Below are 14,653 nucleotides of genomic sequence, written 5' to 3' on the forward strand. Positions count from 1 at the left end.
ATATAGAGGCCTATTCCTAGTGGAATGGGCCTTTTTTATTTCACGGTTTTCATTAAAATTTTTATCAGTTGCTAATTCAAATTAGAACAACGTGAAAATTTATGGAATAAGCGGTTTGGGAGCTGATAAAAGAGTCTTTGAAAATATATTTCTCAATGCGGATTTTATACCGATTGATTGGATTGATCCCTTTAAGGATGAGCCCATTGAATCTTATGCTCTTAGACTTTCCTCTGAAATTGATGAAACGGAAGATTTTGGTGTTTTAGGTGTAAGTTTCGGAGGACTCATAGCTGTTGAAATGAGTAAAAAGTTGAAACCAACTCTAACTATTCTTATTTCATCAGCAGAGACAAGGAAGGATTTAAGATCAATTTTTAGATTCATAGGTAAAATTGGCTTTGTCAGGTTTCTGCCGAAGTGGGTTTTTGATCCTCCAAGAGGTTTGGCATACTACCTTTTTGGTACGGAAAACAAGACTTTGCTTCACGAGATTTTGGATGATTCTAATTTGAATTTTACCAAATGGGCTGTTAAGGAGTTGTTGAATTGGAGAAATGAACAAAAAATTGAAAGAGTTTTAAAAATTGAGGGGGCGAATGATAAGTTAATACTTCCTACAGGTGATAAAAATTCAATATTAATAGAAGGAGGAGAACATTTTATGATAGTTGATAAGGCGGAAGAAATAAGTCAGATAATTAATTCTGAGTTAGACCAAATAGCTCGAGTAAAGAATTTGTAATAATCGAAACAGAATATACCCAAATACCATGAACGCAAACACAAAACAAAAAAACTGGGTCTTTAGTGATCCCCGACTCCAAAAGCTTAAGCAGGAGTATGAATCTTACACAGAGGAGGACTTCAAAGTATGGAAAATTCTCTTCGAGCGACAGATGCCGAATCTACCAAAGGCCGCTTCCAAAGCTTATCTGGAAGGTGTGGAGATGGTGAAGTTTTCTGCTGATAGAATCGCCAATTTCGAAGAACTAAATCAGGTTTTAGCAAAAAGCACTGGATGGGAAGTGCAGGTGGTTCCGGGCCTCATCGATGATGACCTGTTCTTTGGCTTGCTGAATAACAGAAGGTTTCCATCTTCTACTTGGCTTCGCACGATGGAGCAGCTTGATTATCTGGAAGAACCTGATATGTTTCATGACGCTTTTGCTCATATGCCCTTGCTGACTAATCAACCTTATGTAGACTTTCTAGAAAAGCTCGCAGGGATTGCTTTGAAGCACATTGATAACCCTTGGGCGATACAATTGCTTAGCAGGATCTATTGGTTTACCATAGAATTTGGGTTGATTCGTGAGGATGGTGAATTAAAAATATACGGCGCGGGGATCCTAAGTTCGGCAGGAGAGACTAAATTCAGCCTTTCAAATGAACCAGCCCATCTGAAATATGATGTTCGAAGGATAATGAATCAGGAATACTGGAAAGATCGCTTTCAGGATAAATACTTTGTGATCGAGAATTACGAGCAACTGTATGAGTCGCTGCCTGAAATAGAGGAGGTTCTTGAGGAGATGCTTTTAGAAAAAAGGAAATAGACATTAGACGTTAGACATAAGATGAGAGACTACTATTCTTGAATCTTGTGTCTAGCGTCTTGATACTTAAAAATGAAAATAGCAGTCATTAAATATAATTCCGGCAATGTGCAGTCGGTGCTCTATGCTTTGGAGAGGCTAGGTGCAAACGCTGAATTGACGGATGATCCAGAAGTAATCCGAGCCGCGGATAAAGTGATTTTCCCTGGTCAAGGCGAAGCTAGTACAGCAATGCGGTACTTGAAGGAGCGAAAGCTTGATACCTTGATCAAAGACCTGAAACAGCCTTTTCTAGGTGTTTGTCTGGGCTTGCAATTGCTTTGTGAGCATTCTGAAGAAAACGATACCGAGTGTTTGGGGGTTTTTCCCGTGAAGGTGAAGCGCTTTGTTCCAGAGAATTCTCAGGAATTCAAAGTGCCACATGTGGGCTGGAATGAATTGGAGAATCTTGCGGATATTCCACTCTTGAAAGACTTGCCTGCAGAGCCATTTGTATATTATGTGCACAGCTTTTATGCTGAGTTGAGCGATTTAACGATAGCTCAGACCCATTATATTCATGATTTCTCAGCCATGCTACATCGAGATAATTATTATGCTATTCAGGCACATCCTGAGAAAAGCGGTTTAGTAGGAGAGAAATTATTAAGCAATTTCCTCAGTATTTAAAGCCAATTATTTTCGATTTACGAATTACGAGATTGGCTTGAACCTCAATCAACATTCCCAATTCTTAACATCTCGAAGGGCTAAGTATGGGTAGGATGTGGAAAACTACAATTGAGCTCGTAAATCCCATATCGTAAATCGTAATTTTCAAATCTTTCACTATTAAAACATTCCAATCCTAATGTATATTATTCCAGCAATCGACCTCATCGGAGGCAAGTGCGTCCGACTTAGTCAGGGCGATTACAGCAGCAAAAAAGAATACCATGACGATCCGTTGGAAATGGCCAAGCGCTTTGAAGGCGCCGGTATTCAACGATTACATCTGGTGGATTTGGATGGAGCCAAGGCTAAAAAGATTGTGAATGCGGATGTTTTGCAGAGAATCAGCTCAGGAACAAGCCTACAAGTTGATTTTGGAGGAGGGATTCAAGCGGATGAGGAAATCGAAAAAGCATTTAGCCTCGGAGCCAAGCAGGTGACAGGAGGAAGCATTGCAGTGAAGAATGCAGCGCTCTTTGGAAGCTGGATCACAAACTATGGTTCTGAGAAAATAATACTGGGTGCTGATGCAAAAAATAGAAAAATCGCTGTTGGAGGTTGGGAAGAAACTACTTCCGTGGATTTGATTCCTTTTATCAAAGACTATGTCGCTAAAGGAATTAGCTATGTGATCTGTACTGATGTGGCAAAAGATGGTTTGCTTCAAGGGCCATCTACGGATTTATACAAAGAGATTTTAGAAGAAATCCCTGGCGTAAAATTGATCGCAAGTGGCGGTGTTTCCTCAGTTAAAGATCTGGAAGAACTGGAAAAAATCGGTGTCTATGGGACGATAGTTGGAAAGGCGTATTATGAGGGAAGAGTGACGTTGGAGGAATTGGCGGCGTTTGTTTGATTTACTAGTGTATTTACGAATTACGATTTTGGATTTACGAGATTGAATTGAACCTCAATCGACATTTCTAATTCTGACTATCCTGAAGGGTTAAATATTGGGATAATGCTTAACACTAAAATTGATCTCGTAAATCGTACTTCGTAAATCAAAAATTTTAAGTTCGAATGAATAATGCCGAATAATGAATATTGAAGTTTTGAATACTATAAAATGTTAACAAAGAGAATAATTCCCTGCCTAGATATCAAAGAAGGCCGAACGGTTAAAGGAGTGAACTTTGTGGAGCTTCGTGATGCGGGTGACCCGGTGGAGTTGGCGAAGATCTACTCTGACGAAGGGGCTGACGAATTAGTGTTTTTGGATATCACTGCAACGGTGGATAAGCGTAAAACCTTAGCGGAATTGGTGACAAAAGTGGCCAAAGCAATCAATATTCCTTTTACAGTAGGCGGAGGGATTTCTACTGTGGAGGATGTAAAAGTATTGCTTAATGCTGGAGCAGATAAGATTTCCATCAATTCTTCGGCAGTGAAAAACCCACAGATCATCAATGAAATGGCAGCTGAATTCGGTTCTCAATGCATTGTGGTTGCTATCGATACTAGAAATGTGGATGGAATTGACTTTGTACATACACATGGGGGGAGAAAGGCAACTTTGCTGAAAACTCAGGAGTGGGCTCAGGAAGTGTGTGATCGTGGAGCTGGAGAGATTCTGCTGACTTCCATGGATCATGACGGGACAAAGTCAGGATTTTCCAATGAGCTTTTGGCGGAAATTTCATCTGCGCTCTCCATTCCTGTGATTGCTTCAGGCGGTGCCGGTACGATGGGACATTTCAAAGATGTGTTTACCTTTGGCAAAGCAGATGCAGCTTTGGCGGCAAGCATTTTTCACTTTAAGGAAATTGGGATTCCTGAGTTGAAGAGGTATCTCTCCGATTCTGAAATCAGTATAAGGAAGTAAAAGAGACATAAGACATAAGTATCAAGACGCTAGATTCTAGATCTGATAAAGTAAGAAATGGAGCCTGTGTCAGACTGAGCATCCCGTATAGCTACCGGGATCGAAGTCAAGTAAATACTACAAATTAATAAACAAAACCTTCGGGGTTTTGAAAACCTCAAAGGTTAGAAATATGAACATAGATTTTAAAAAAATGGATGGTTTGGTGCCGGCTATAGTGCAAGACGCGATATCTGGCAAAGTGCTAATGCAGGGCTACATGAATGAAGAGGCTTTAGCAAAAACCAAGGAAACCAATCAGGTTACATTTTTCAGCCGTAGCAAAAACCGTCTTTGGACTAAAGGGGAAACTTCCGGTAATTTTATGGAGTTGGTAAGCATTTCAGTTGATTGTGATGGAGATTCAATTTTAGTAAAAGCCAATCCAATAGGCCCTGTGTGTCATACAGGAGCGGATACCTGTTTTGATGAGGTGAATTCATCCAAAACTGGATTTATAGATCAATTGAGAGCGATTATCAAAGACCGCAAAAACAACCCAACTGATAAGTCTTATACTGCTTCTCTTTTCGCCAAAGGCATCAACAAAGTTGCGCAAAAGGTAGGTGAGGAAGCTGTGGAGATTGTGATCGAAGCTAAGGATGACAATAAGGAGCTATTTATGGGAGAGGCGGCGGATTTGCTTTATCACTACCTAGTTTTGCTGGAAGCGAAGGGGTATGAGTTAGATGAGGTAATGGACGTACTGATTGATCGGCATAGGAAGAAATAGCGATCAATAAGCTGGGAATTCCTGCTCTAAACCTTTAAACTGATCAATCATTTCCCATTTTGGTCTGTAAAAAGAACTGACAAGCCTTCCACCCACATTTCCATTTTCAATCACGCTAAGTGCAGCTGCTAACCGAAGATCGTTTTGGTTTCCCCAGTTAAACTGTGGGGTGTCTCCGACGGCGAAGTCCGCTGGGAATCCATCAAAGTATTCAGCTTTACCTTCTGAATTTGCAGTGGCAAATGTGATTGGTACCAACTCCACATTGTTATCCTTTAATGTGTTGTTGTAGTTAGAAAGGGGGAAAGATCCCACAGGCTTACCAAAGGTGTTGTCTCCGACTAGGGTGATATCAAAGTACGGGTTCAATGAATTAATGACCAATTCGGACGCTGAGGCAGAGCCTCTTGAAGTAATGAAGATCAGTTTGTCTAAATTCAAATTTCCAATTTTCTTGAAATTCACAGATTTCTCAAGATTAGTTTTTAAGGAATTCAATTTGTTCTTGTACATCAATTGATCCGAATTGGAAGTCTGAATCAGGTAATTATTGATTTGTTCTGCGACTGCTACCGAGCCTCCACCATTGTATCTTAAGTCAATGATCAACTCCTCAATTCCTGCATCCGTGAAAAACGCCATTGATTCATCTACCTCCAGACTTTTGGTGGGAGACTGACCTGCCGTAGCTTTAAAACTTTGGTACACCCAGTATCCTACTTTTTTACCTTTTACATCTATGATTTCTTTATGCAATACCGAGTTGGATTGGTACTCAGCTTTCATATTTGATCTAGTGGTAGTAGAACCATCCGGTAATTTGAAGGTGAAGGAATTGGTAATCCCTGGATCGGAAGGCCCTAGCTGAAAATCATACCCTCCCGTGCTTGTTTTGTAAGCTGATATGGGCTTTCCATTTATTTCCAAAATTTCCCAACCACGCTGCCAGCCATCAAGACCTGCAGGAGCTTGATCATAAACAAAAGTTAAATACAATCTCTCAGTGGCATCGAAAGCAAAACCAAAACCATGACCTGCATTTCTTCCTACAAAGGCATTATTAAAAGCTTCCTGGGTAGTAAGGTAGGAGAATCTATCCAGTGGCTTGAAAATTATTGCATCTAGAAATTCCTCATTGGAAGAATAATTAGCAGTGTTGACAACAGCCGGAAGTTCCTGATTCCAGAAATACCATTCTTGCATAGATTCAAAAATAGCACCTCTTACTAGTTCGGATTGGGGGTCAGGAACGATCTCCTCCTTATCCCGGCATGACCAAAAGAGAATGACTACTAGTCCGAAAATCCATTTTGAGTTTTTCATAAGGCCATGCTTAGCTGTTGTTTAATTAAATACGAGTAAGAGGTGCTTTTAGATCTTAATTAGATCGCAATATCGTATACCTGGACTTTTTTCCACATGTGTGAGTATTTGTCTATAAACTCCAAATGTAGAGGATCTGTTTGGTATACCAGCTGATCTTCTAAACTGTCAAAATATGCTGTGCAAGCAACTTGGAAGCTATGGTCCACTACGTCTCTATCTTCTGTGGCGGCTGGCGTACCTGCTACGAATTTGCCGACAGTTTTACATCTACCCAGCATAGGCACTGCTTCGGTAAGAAACTCTTGTGTATTGGCTGTGTCATGTAGCCAAAAATATACTTGATGAATCATTTTCTGTTTTGCCATTTCTTTAGCGATTGAGGTTATAGGTAAGACAGCAGTGGCACTTGCCACGCCGATTGTTTTAATAAATTGTCGTCTTGTCTTCATTTGATTTGGTTTTAGGCTTAAGGCTTAGAAGGTTTATTCTTACGGACAAATATTGGTTTGAACCGTGATTCTAAAGATAAATATTTAAATTACTTTTAAATAATTGGTTAGTATTAAGCCTGCCATTTCCATCATAAACCTCTCTTTACTTTTAATAATCAGCAGTATGAATTATAGAATTTTAGGCAAAACCGGTTGGAAAATTTCTGAAATAGGACTGGGAACCTGGCAAGTTGGAGGTGGCTGGGGAAGTCCTTTTGATCCAAAAATTGCAGAAGAAATTCTTCATACTGCATTTGACAAAGGAATTAATTTTGTTGATACAGCTGATGTATATGATGCTGGACTTAGTGAATCTGCAGTGGGAGATGCGGTGCGCCAGCGTAGTGAAAAGATCTATGTAGCTACTAAATGTGGGAGACGCATACAACCACATATCAATGAAACGTATTCTATCGAAAAACTACGCCGTCATGTGGAGGATAGTCTGAGGAATACAGGGTTGAATCGTCTGGATTTGATTCAGCTGCATTGCCCGCCTACTTCTGTATATAATAGGGATGAGGTTTTTGGTTTGTTTGAGAAGTTGAGAGCGGAAGGGAAGATTGCAGCTATGGGCGTTAGTGTAGAGAAAGTAGAGGAGGCTAAGATGGCTATGGAGTATGAGATTGTCTCTACAGTACAAGTAATTTTCAATATGTTTCGGCAAAAACCAGCGGAAGAGCTTTTTAGTCATGCGGCGTCAAAAGATGTAGGCTTGATCGTCCGGGTTCCTTTAGCTAGTGGTTTGCTTTCAGGAAAAATTACTCCGGAGACAAATTTTTCTAAAGATGATCACCGCCATTTCAATCGGGAAGGAAAAGCATTTGATAAGGGGGAGACATTTTCTGGAGTTCCTTTGGAAAAGGGTTTTGCGGCTATGGAAGAGCTACGGGATCTATTCAAAGGAGAAGGGACATTAGCTGCGATTGCGCTGCGATGGGTATTGATGTATAAAGAAGTGAGTGTGGTGATCCCCGGAGCATCAAAGTCCTCTCAATTAGAATCAAACGTAGCTGCCGGTCAATTGCCTCCGCTAACTAATGAACAGATGGTGGCTGTCAAGACTATTTATGATAAATACGTCCGTGAGGAGGTTCATGGACAATGGTAAAGCAAAACAAACTATTACATATGACTGCGATAAAAAAAGCTCGCTTGTTTTTGATATTATTATTCATCAGTACTTCAGTTGTCAATGCCCAAAACACTACAATTTCGGTAGAAGGTACTGGTGAAATTAGTGAAAAGCCGGATGTAGGATTTTTGAATATTACTGTTGAGACGAAAGATCCAAAGTTTGGAGGAGCCATCACCCAGCTCAATACGAAGACCGACAGCTTGTATGCTATACTTTCTGAGTTGGGGTTTGAAAAAGAAAAAATCAAAACCTCAGACTTCAATGTTCGGGAAAATTTTGTGTTTTCAAACGATACGCGTTCCAACGATGGATTTATCGGGGTTCAACGGATTGAAGCTGAATTCCCTTTTTCCAAAGAACAATTAGGAACCATAATTAATCGCTTTGCTGATGGAGGAACAAGTACGCAGTTTAATTTTAGGTTTGGCATCTCGGATGAGAAACTGAAAGTAATTAAAAACGAACTGATCAAAGCGGCTATTCAGGATGCGACGTTTAAAGCTGAGCTAATTGCCCAATCCACAGGGAAAACTCTCGGAGAAATAGAAGAAATCACTTACTCAAAGGCTGACCGTGTACCTGGAATAATGCTAAGAGGAACCTCTGTAGGGTACGGTTCGAGCCAAAGTCAATCAGCAGGCTTTGAAATCAAATCTATTGATCTGACAGACACCATTCTGATCAAGTGGGAGGTTAAATAAGTGTTCACGTGGTCATGACTCTTTGGGATTAATATGAAATGTGATTTTAATTAGGTGTCCGCTTTATAATTTCAATTGGCATTTGTGGTTGACAAAACCACAAAAAAATCCCTCAAACTTTCGTCTGAGGGATTCAATATAGTATTGACTCTACGTTCTAATTAAGAATCTTTTTTCGCCATTCTTGTTCTTTCGCCTTCGTCCAAATAGATTTTTCTCATTCGGATAGACTTAGGAGTGATTTCTAGGTACTCATCCTTTTGGATGTATTCCATAGACTCTTCCAGAGAGAACTTCTTAGCTGGAACAATTCTCACGTTGTCATCAGAACCTGAAGCACGCATGTTAGTCAATTTCTTGCCTTTCTGCACGTTTACCACGATGTCATTATCACGGGAGTTTTCTCCGATTACCTGACCTGTGTAAAGCTCATCTCCTGGATCTACGAAGAAAGTACCTCTGTCTTGAAGTTTGTCAATCGCGTAAGCAGTACACTGACCACCTTCCATAGATATCAACGAACCATTGGTACGACCTGGCATAGTGCCTTTGAAAGGTTCGTAAGCAGTGAATCTGTGGTTCATAATTGCTTCACCCTGCGTAGCAGTAAGCATGTTGTTTCTTAAACCGATCAAGCCTCTTGAAGGAATGTTGAATTCCAAGTGCTGAAGATCTCCTTTTGGCTCCATGATTAGCAGCTCGCCTTTACGCTGAGTAGCCAATTCAATCACCTTGCCAGCTGTCTCCTGAGGTACGTCTACTACCAAAGTTTCGATAGGCTCACATTTCACACCATCGATTTCTTTGAAGATTACTTGTGGCTGACCTACCTGAAGTTCGTAACCTTCTCTTCTCATCGTTTCAATCAAAACAGACAAGTGAAGGATACCACGACCGTAAACCAAGAACTTGTCTTCAGAGTCAGTTGGCTCCACACGAAGTGCCAAGTTTTTCTCAGTCTCTTTCATCAAACGGTCTCTCAAGTGTCGGGAAGTCACGAATTTTCCTTCTTTACCGAAGAATGGAGAGTTGTTGATGGTAAAAAGCATGTTCATCGTAGGCTCATCAATAGAGATTCTTGGAAGAGCTTCTTGATTTTCCACGTCAGAGATAGTATCACCGATTTCGAAATCATCGATACCAGTTACGGCACAAATATCTCCTGCAAATGCTTCTTCTACGCTAGCTTTGCCAAGACCTTCAAAGGTGTGAAGTTCTTTCACTTTCATTTTCTTCACAGTGCCATCAGCTTTCATCAGGGCGATTTGCTGATTTACTTTGATCGTACCTCTCTTGATACGACCGATAGCGATACGACCTACGAAGCTGGAGTAATCCAAAGAAGTGATCTGCATCTGAAGTGTACCTTCATCGATTTTTGGAGCTGGGATATGATCCACGATCGCATCCAGCAAAGGAATGATAGAATCGGTTGGGTTTTTCCAATCAGGACCCATCCAGTTTTGCTTAGCAGAACCGTAAAGCGTTTGGAATTCCAATTGCTCTTCAGTAGCGTCCAAGTTGAACATCAATTCCCATACTGACTCGTGAACTTCGTCAGGGCGACAGTTTTCCTTATCTACTTTGTTTACAACTACGATAGGAGTCAAGCCTAGGTCAAGTGCCTTACCCAATACAAATCGGGTTTGCGGCATAGGACCTTCAAACGCATCCACTAAAAGAATTACGCCATCAGCCATTTTCAATACACGCTCTACTTCACCTCCGAAATCGGCGTGACCAGGTGTGTCGATAATGTTGATTTTAGTGTCTCTGTATCGAACCGATACGTTTTTGGAAAGGATAGTAATTCCTCTTTCACGCTCTAGGTCATTGTTATCAAGAATCAAGTCGTCAAACTGTTGATTCTCTCTAAAGATCTTAGATGCATGGATGATTTTATCCACGAGTGTAGTTTTGCCGTGGTCAACGTGTGCGATGATCGCGATATTCCGAATATTCTGCATGGTTTGCCTGATTGAAGGCGCAAAAGTACAAATAATATTTTGGAGTAAGGTTATGGAATTATAAAATCTAAGGTTAAAAGTCTGAAATCCCGTGAATTGAATAGTGTTCTTGATGCAGTTAGGCTTTTGGCAGCCTGCCTGTACGAATCAATTATGATTCATAAATCGCCTGAAGTTTTCTGGTTTCAGCGATGGATCTGTCCAGCACTTTAGGTAAAAGAAAAATTGATAAAAATGATATGGCTATAAGCAGAATGCCAATTACCATTAAAACTCCTTTGAAAGTAAAATTTATAACGTAACCTGGGTTCTCAAAAAATCTTAAACCGTTTACATTGAGTTGCAAAAAGAAATTAAGGATTAGCATAAAATTGTTAGTGCTTTTATATGCCACATAGTTCTCAAGACTTTTATTCACCCTATAGTATCTTGCAGCAATAAAAATTAGTCCTGCGAAAAAGAAAAGAACAGCCCAGACGGGTAATGTCAGTTCATCCCCAAACGGTCTTGTATTAACACTCAGCCAATACAGAATAAATCCAATCCCTGCAGGGTAAATGATTCTGTGGCTCGTGAAAAAATCCACAAACTCTTCCCAAAAAAATCTTCGATAGCGTCTTTCTATACTTTTGGTATAAGACTCAGCCAGATCAGAAAACCCAAAAATCCCAAATTCACCGTGGACTTTGCGGAAAGCATCGTCTAGTGACAGTGTTGGGTTTTCCTCCAAAAGCATTTCCACCTTGCAGGCTACATGATCCAGGATCTCATATTGCAAATCGATCTCAGGATAGCCTTTATAGGAAATCAGTTTTTTGAGGGTGTCAATTTGGGAAGGGGATAATTTCATACAAGCTGTACTCTTTTGACTGTTCCTGAAAGTACTCTAAATCCTGCAACTAATAGGAGGCAAAACCAAAAGGCAAAGGCATATAACAAGGATTGATTGCTAAATCCAGTCCATTGCAACCATTCTGTTTGCAATGCAAACTGACTTAGCATCGCGACCATAAACAATGTATTTCCTGCAGCTACAGTTTGAGAATTTTTGAGCAAGCTGGTTCTGATCAATCCAAATATAGCAATCACTAGAAACGTTAAAATAAAGCTTGTCTTCAAAACCCGCTCTGCGAATTCAGGCGTATAGGTGGAGAAAAGATTAACAATACCCCCAATTAGGTAGGTCATGAACATTACTTTAAAGAGTAGCCAAAAAGAAAGCATTTTTTTGAAAATAGCTTTCAGCATTCCTACATGACTTTGAAGTAGGAGAGTTCGTTGAAATTTCTTCTGGTCAAATTCATTAAGTTTTTCTTGGAGCAGTATATCGAAGGATGTGCTCCCGTCCATCTTTTCTTCAATCTCAGTTGCAAAGTGATCTACTAATTCCATTCTAATGTCATCATAGAAGATGTTACCGCAGGAAAGAGAAGACTGAATTTGTGCGATTTGGTCGGAGGTGAGTTTCAAATTAGTGCGGTTTTAGTTTTGAGTTTCCAGGCTTCATAAAGCGTCAGGGAATAGCTTACGTATATAAAGGACAATATTAATGTTCCAGCTATGAAATAAGGACTCTCCAAATAATTAGGCACATCAAAAACTTTTGGAAGCAAAATCATCAAATTAAATGAAGAAGTAATCAGAGAGAGCTGCATCATGATAGAAGCTAAAAGAGAAGATTGAATCACTTTTGGGCTAGCAATCATTTGTTTGATCTTCGATACTTTTTTAAAAGACCCATAGAAAATCCAAGCTGATAGAATCACAATTGCCACAATTGGAATGATCAAAAGTTGCACTTTGGTTTTGTTGGCAACATCCATCCAAAAGAGGAAATAAATGACTAGGAACACAGAGGTAATTAGAAATCTTGGCCACGTGAAGTAGGTCTTGAAAATTGACCACTGAAGATTAAAGATCTCCTTTTTTGTTTCCTTGATGAATTTCGCCTGAAGCGCATGACAATAGGAGTAGTTGAATTTTTCTTCCAACTCAACCAGTTCTGCTTCGAATTCCGTGCTTTCAAAACTCTCCAGATGGCTTACATAGTGATCATAAATTTCCACTAGAATTTCCGCTGAAGTCAATTCCTTGGCTGCAATAGCTCTTTTTACCTGATCAAGTTCTGGTGCTGAAAGCTGTCTCATATTAAAAAAAATTAAATGTTAAAACCAGGTTTAAGGTCTGGAGTAAGGATACGCTGGAGATTTTCCACGAAGCCCTGCAACTCAGACATCTTACTCGTCACTTCTTTTTGTCCGTCTTTGGTTAAGCTATAATATTTCCGCACGCGGTTGTCAACCTGCTGAATCTCGGTGCTAAGCAATCCCTCAGCTTCCAGCTTGTGCAGCGCAGGGTAGAGTGCGCCTTCGGTGATTTTGATTTCCCCGGCAGTCAGTTCCTTTACCCGCTGGGTGATTTCATAGCCATACATCTTTTCGTTCTCCTCGAGTAGCTTGAGAATGATGGTTTGGAGCGAGCCTTTGATCAGATTATTGTTCGTCATGAATTTGCTGTATTACCTAGCGTCACCAAATATATAAAAATATTATATACATAAGATTCTGAGGTATTTGTTTTTTTTATTAAACTTTGGTAGAAATTAGAAGAGTGTGATTTTACTTGTTGAAAAAGAGACAGAAGACCGAAGACAGAAGACAGAAAACCGAAGCGGGCTTCTGTCGTCGGTCTCCCGTCTTCCAGCTTTTCTCACAAATCTCTTTCTTTCTCTCCCAATTTTCCACACTTTTCCAGAATGGACTACCAGCAGCTAATCGAAGAAGTTTATAATGAGGTGCAAGAAGAGAATCTTAAGGGAAAAGTCGCCGACTACATACCTGAAATCGCCAATGTAGATCCAAATCAGTTTGGGATAGCGTTGGTGGACCTCAAAGGCAATGTTTACGGCGTAGGAGATTATCAGGTCCCATTTTCTATCCAGAGCATCAGCAAGGTTCATACCCTCACCATGGTTTTTCATCGCTTTAATTCGAAGCTATGGACTCGCGTGAATGTGGAGCCCAGCGGTGATCCCTTTAATTCCATTGCTCAGCTTGAATATGAGAAGGGAATTCCGAGAAACCCATTTATCAATGCCGGAGCTTTGGTTATTACCGATGCCTTGTGTAGTAAGTTTGAAAGCCCCATTGAGCAGATTACTGATTTTATAAATGAGCTGGCTGGAGAGACCTGTGTGAAAATCAATCCAGATGTCAAGAATTCGGAAAAAGCCCATGGGGAGCGGAACACTGCTTTGGCCTATTTTCTGAAATCATTCAAAAACTTTGACAATCCAATTGATGAAGTGTTGGAAGTGTATTTTTCTCACTGTGCCATGGAGATGAGTTGCGTTGATCTGGCCAAATCCTTTTCCTTTCTAGCAAATGACGGGTACTCCATTTTCGCCAACCGTCAAATCCTATCAGAGAGCCATGCAAGACGTGTGAATGCTGTGATGCTCACATGCGGTTTTTACGATGAAGCTGGCGAATTTGCTTTTCGGGTGGGAATGCCCGGGAAATCTGGGGTAGGAGGTGGAGTAGCCGCCGTAATGCCGCATAAGTTCAGCATTGCCGTGTGGAGTCCTGAATTGAATGAAAAGGGCAATTCAGTCAAGTCTATCCGTGCATTGGAGCTTTTGACGGATAAGCTAGCCTTTTCATTATTCTAGATTTCGACTTTTGCCACTTTACTGTGAAGGTCGCTCATTAGCATCAGGGCTGCCGAACCATACCATTCTTTCAGATCCATTTTGAGTACTCCAGCTTTTATGGCAGGATCAGTAGCTGTGAGTTCTTCTGCCTCTTCCACGCTTTCCACAGCGAAGAAGAAGAGTCCACGCAATTCTTCATTTCCGAAGAATGGGCCCGCCATGACCATTTTACCTTCCTTAGCCAGTCGATTGATATTTGCCATATGTCCGGCTTGGATTTCTGCTCGCTGCTCATCTGAATACTCAGTGACACGGTCTCCCCGGTATAGGAATGCGATCACGTATTTCTTCATTCCATAGTCATCGGCGCCTACTTCTTTCGCAAGGGCTTCGTCGTAGGTGGAGGTTTGTGCTATGGCAAAATAACTAGCAGTGAATGCAAGGATCAGGGTAAAGAATAGCTTTTTCATTTTCAAATTTAGTTATCCGGAGACTTGATTAGCCGTTAAAA

17 protein-coding genes are annotated in these 14,653 nt (G+C 40.6%); 9 read left to right on the forward strand and 8 right to left on the reverse strand.

What is annotated here, in order from left to right; all coding sequences use genetic code 11:
- The first annotated feature begins 91 nt into the window (after nt 1-91).
- From QOL76_RS15395 to hisIE, 6 genes are all read left to right on the forward strand, one after another.
- Nucleotides 92-745 (forward strand): alpha/beta hydrolase, encoded by a 654-nt coding sequence (locus QOL76_RS15395; protein ID WP_283413862.1) that lies wholly within the window; start codon nt 92-94, stop codon nt 743-745.
- Between the two features lie 28 nt (nt 746-773).
- Nucleotides 774-1,559: a phenylalanine 4-monooxygenase gene (locus tag QOL76_RS15400; protein ID WP_283413863.1), complete on the forward strand. Its 786-nt coding sequence runs from the start codon at nt 774-776 to the stop codon at nt 1,557-1,559.
- A gap of 72 nt (nt 1,560-1,631) precedes the next feature.
- Nucleotides 1,632-2,228, forward strand: a complete 597-nt coding sequence (gene hisH / locus QOL76_RS15405) for an imidazole glycerol phosphate synthase subunit HisH (protein WP_283413864.1) — start codon at nt 1,632-1,634, stop codon at nt 2,226-2,228.
- A 181-nt stretch (nt 2,229-2,409) separates the two neighbouring features.
- On the forward strand, nt 2,410-3,126 hold the full coding sequence (gene hisA, locus QOL76_RS15410; protein ID WP_283413865.1) for a 1-(5-phosphoribosyl)-5-[(5-phosphoribosylamino)methylideneamino]imidazole-4-carboxamide isomerase: 717 nt from the start codon (nt 2,410-2,412) through the stop codon (nt 3,124-3,126).
- A gap of 213 nt (nt 3,127-3,339) precedes the next feature.
- Nucleotides 3,340-4,095 (forward strand): imidazole glycerol phosphate synthase subunit HisF, encoded by a 756-nt coding sequence (gene hisF / locus QOL76_RS15415; RefSeq protein ID WP_283413866.1) that lies wholly within the window; start codon nt 3,340-3,342, stop codon nt 4,093-4,095.
- Nucleotides 4,096-4,267: 172 nt separating this feature from the next.
- Nucleotides 4,268-4,867: a bifunctional phosphoribosyl-AMP cyclohydrolase/phosphoribosyl-ATP diphosphatase HisIE gene (gene hisIE / locus QOL76_RS15420; protein WP_283414044.1), complete on the forward strand. Its 600-nt coding sequence runs from the start codon at nt 4,268-4,270 to the stop codon at nt 4,865-4,867.
- 3 nt (nt 4,868-4,870) lie between these two features.
- Here the strand turns inward: hisIE and QOL76_RS15425 are convergent, their stop codons facing one another.
- Both QOL76_RS15425 and QOL76_RS15430 read right to left on the reverse strand, forming a co-directional pair.
- The gene (locus QOL76_RS15425; RefSeq protein WP_283413867.1) at nt 4,871-6,190 is read right to left on the reverse strand and encodes a S41 family peptidase; all 1,320 of its coding nucleotides are present in this window, start codon (nt 6,188-6,190) and stop codon (nt 4,871-4,873) included.
- 59 nt (nt 6,191-6,249) lie between these two features.
- Nucleotides 6,250-6,642, reverse strand: a complete 393-nt coding sequence (locus QOL76_RS15430) for a Dabb family protein (protein WP_283413868.1) — start codon at nt 6,640-6,642, stop codon at nt 6,250-6,252.
- Between the two features lie 166 nt (nt 6,643-6,808).
- Here QOL76_RS15430 and QOL76_RS15435 point away from each other — a divergent pair, with 166 nt between their 5' ends.
- A complete protein-coding gene (locus tag QOL76_RS15435; RefSeq protein ID WP_283413869.1) occupies nt 6,809-7,795 on the forward strand; it encodes an aldo/keto reductase in 987 nt (328 codons plus the stop codon).
- Nucleotides 7,796-7,815: 20 nt separating this feature from the next.
- Nucleotides 7,816-8,523, forward strand: a complete 708-nt coding sequence (locus QOL76_RS15440) for an SIMPL domain-containing protein (RefSeq protein WP_283413870.1) — start codon at nt 7,816-7,818, stop codon at nt 8,521-8,523.
- A 161-nt stretch (nt 8,524-8,684) separates the two neighbouring features.
- Here QOL76_RS15440 and typA read toward each other — a convergent pair whose 3' ends face one another.
- The 5 genes from typA to QOL76_RS15465 all read right to left on the reverse strand — a co-directional run bounded on the left by typA (nt 8,685) and on the right by QOL76_RS15465 (nt 12,996).
- Nucleotides 8,685-10,490: a translational GTPase TypA gene (gene typA, locus QOL76_RS15445; protein WP_283413871.1), complete on the reverse strand. Its 1,806-nt coding sequence runs from the start codon at nt 10,488-10,490 to the stop codon at nt 8,685-8,687.
- A 151-nt stretch (nt 10,491-10,641) separates the two neighbouring features.
- A complete protein-coding gene (locus tag QOL76_RS15450; protein ID WP_283413872.1) occupies nt 10,642-11,340 on the reverse strand; it encodes a hypothetical protein in 699 nt (232 codons plus the stop codon).
- The gene (locus QOL76_RS15455) at nt 11,337-11,960 is read right to left on the reverse strand and encodes a hypothetical protein (protein WP_283413873.1); all 624 of its coding nucleotides are present in this window, start codon (nt 11,958-11,960) and stop codon (nt 11,337-11,339) included. The genes QOL76_RS15450 and QOL76_RS15455 overlap by 4 nt, the downstream gene beginning before the upstream one ends.
- Nucleotides 11,957-12,637 (reverse strand): hypothetical protein, encoded by a 681-nt coding sequence (locus tag QOL76_RS15460; protein ID WP_283413874.1) that lies wholly within the window; start codon nt 12,635-12,637, stop codon nt 11,957-11,959. The genes QOL76_RS15455 and QOL76_RS15460 overlap by 4 nt, the downstream gene beginning before the upstream one ends.
- Nucleotides 12,638-12,648: 11 nt before the next feature.
- Complete coding sequence (locus QOL76_RS15465; RefSeq protein WP_283413875.1) at nt 12,649-12,996, reverse strand: PadR family transcriptional regulator; 348 nt, start codon at nt 12,994-12,996, stop codon at nt 12,649-12,651.
- Nucleotides 12,997-13,245: 249 nt separating this feature from the next.
- Between QOL76_RS15465 and QOL76_RS15470 the strand changes: the two genes are divergently transcribed.
- Complete coding sequence (locus QOL76_RS15470; protein WP_283413876.1) at nt 13,246-14,160, forward strand: glutaminase; 915 nt, start codon at nt 13,246-13,248, stop codon at nt 14,158-14,160.
- Here QOL76_RS15470 and QOL76_RS15475 read toward each other — a convergent pair.
- Complete coding sequence (locus tag QOL76_RS15475) at nt 14,157-14,612, reverse strand: YciI family protein (RefSeq protein WP_283413877.1); 456 nt, start codon at nt 14,610-14,612, stop codon at nt 14,157-14,159. The genes QOL76_RS15470 and QOL76_RS15475 overlap by 4 nt on opposite strands.
- Nucleotides 14,613-14,653: the final 41 nt, after the last annotated feature.

It is taken from the genome of Algoriphagus winogradskyi, from assembly GCF_900182815.1.
Classification (GTDB): Bacteria; Bacteroidota; Bacteroidia; order Cytophagales; family Cyclobacteriaceae; genus Algoriphagus; species Algoriphagus winogradskyi.

Bases quoted from the DNA above. Each gene is read 5' to 3' on its own strand.
- hisF (WP_283413866.1), top strand. From the start codon at position 3,340: ATGTTAACAAAGAGAATAATTCCCTGCCTAGATATCAAAGAAGGCCGA.
- QOL76_RS15430 (WP_283413868.1), bottom strand. From the start codon at position 6,642: ATGAAGACAAGACGACAATTTATTAAAACAATCGGCGTGGCAAGTGCC.
- QOL76_RS15465 (WP_283413875.1), bottom strand. From the start codon at position 12,996: ATGACGAACAATAATCTGATCAAAGGCTCGCTCCAAACCATCATTCTC.
- QOL76_RS15435 (WP_283413869.1), top strand. From the start codon at position 6,809: ATGAATTATAGAATTTTAGGCAAAACCGGTTGGAAAATTTCTGAAATA.
- QOL76_RS15400 (WP_283413863.1), top strand. From the start codon at position 774: ATGAACGCAAACACAAAACAAAAAAACTGGGTCTTTAGTGATCCCCGA.
- hisA (WP_283413865.1), top strand. From the start codon at position 2,410: ATGTATATTATTCCAGCAATCGACCTCATCGGAGGCAAGTGCGTCCGA.
- hisIE (WP_283414044.1), top strand. From the start codon at position 4,268: ATGAACATAGATTTTAAAAAAATGGATGGTTTGGTGCCGGCTATAGTG.
- QOL76_RS15425 (WP_283413867.1), bottom strand. From the start codon at position 6,190: ATGAAAAACTCAAAATGGATTTTCGGACTAGTAGTCATTCTCTTTTGG.
- QOL76_RS15470 (WP_283413876.1), top strand. From the start codon at position 13,246: ATGGACTACCAGCAGCTAATCGAAGAAGTTTATAATGAGGTGCAAGAA.
- QOL76_RS15460 (WP_283413874.1), bottom strand. From the start codon at position 12,637: ATGAGACAGCTTTCAGCACCAGAACTTGATCAGGTAAAAAGAGCTATT.
- hisH (WP_283413864.1), top strand. From the start codon at position 1,632: ATGAAAATAGCAGTCATTAAATATAATTCCGGCAATGTGCAGTCGGTG.
- typA (WP_283413871.1), bottom strand. From the start codon at position 10,490: ATGCAGAATATTCGGAATATCGCGATCATCGCACACGTTGACCACGGC.
- QOL76_RS15450 (WP_283413872.1), bottom strand. From the start codon at position 11,340: ATGAAATTATCCCCTTCCCAAATTGACACCCTCAAAAAACTGATTTCC.
- QOL76_RS15440 (WP_283413870.1), top strand. From the start codon at position 7,816: ATGACTGCGATAAAAAAAGCTCGCTTGTTTTTGATATTATTATTCATC.
- QOL76_RS15475 (WP_283413877.1), bottom strand. From the start codon at position 14,612: ATGAAAAAGCTATTCTTTACCCTGATCCTTGCATTCACTGCTAGTTAT.